1 protein-coding gene is annotated in these 823 nt (G+C 70.6%); it reads right to left on the bottom strand.

Annotated elements, in window-relative coordinates:
- The coding region (locus ACFWY6_RS40395) for an MraY family glycosyltransferase (RefSeq protein ID WP_384701350.1) at nucleotides 1-823 on the bottom strand (823 nt) is incomplete at both ends.

Genomic DNA, 823 nt, shown 5'->3' with positions numbered 1-823 from the left:
CGCTGAGCGCCGGAGCGTGTGTGTCCGAGCCCGCCCCGCGCGCGCCCCGCGGCGCCCCCCCCCGGGGCGCCGGCGCGGTGCGCGGCGCGCCACCCACGACTCCGCCCAGCGCGGAATGTGCGGGGTGAAGCGCGGCAGCAGGAGCAGCACCAGGCCCACGGAGCTGAGCGCGACGATGCCGAGCAGGATCCACATGCTCGTGGAGTGGACCGAGTACGCGACCGTCCCGAAGGCGATGAGCGCCGACCAGAAGTACATGATCAGCACCGCGCGGCTGTGCGAGTGGCCGATCTCAAGGAGCCGGTGGTGCAGGTGCCCGCGGTCGGCGGCGAACGGCGACTTTCCGTTCCACGTACGGCGGACGATGGCGAGCACCAGGTCGGCGAACGGGATCGCGATGATCGTCAGCGGCATCAGGAGCGGGATGAAGACGGGGAGCATCGCGTGGGTGGCGTCGCGGGTGCCGCCGAAGTTCAGCTTCAGGGCGTCACCGTCGATCTGCCCGGTGGCGGAGATCGCCCCCGCCGCCAGGATCAGACCGATCAGCATCGAGCCCGAGTCCCCCATGAAGATCCTGGCGGGATGGATGTTGTGCGGCAGGAAGCCCACACACATGCCGATCAGGATCGCGGCGAAGAGCGTCGCGGGGGCCGCGGCCTCGATGCCGTAGCCGTACCAGAGGCGGTAGGCGTAGAGGAAGAACGCCGCTGCGGCGATGCACACCATGCCCGCGGCCAGGCCGTCGAGGCCGTCCACGAAGTTCACGGCGTTGATGGTGATGACGACGAGCGCGACCGTCAGGAGCGTGCCCTGCCCCTGGTCC

It is taken from the genome of Streptomyces sp. NPDC059037 (genome assembly GCF_042740015.1).
Lineage (GTDB): Bacteria > Actinomycetota > Actinomycetes > Streptomycetales > Streptomycetaceae > Streptomyces.
Note: the sequence above shows the minus strand (reverse complement) of the source record. Positions and strands in the feature narration are given on the sequence as shown.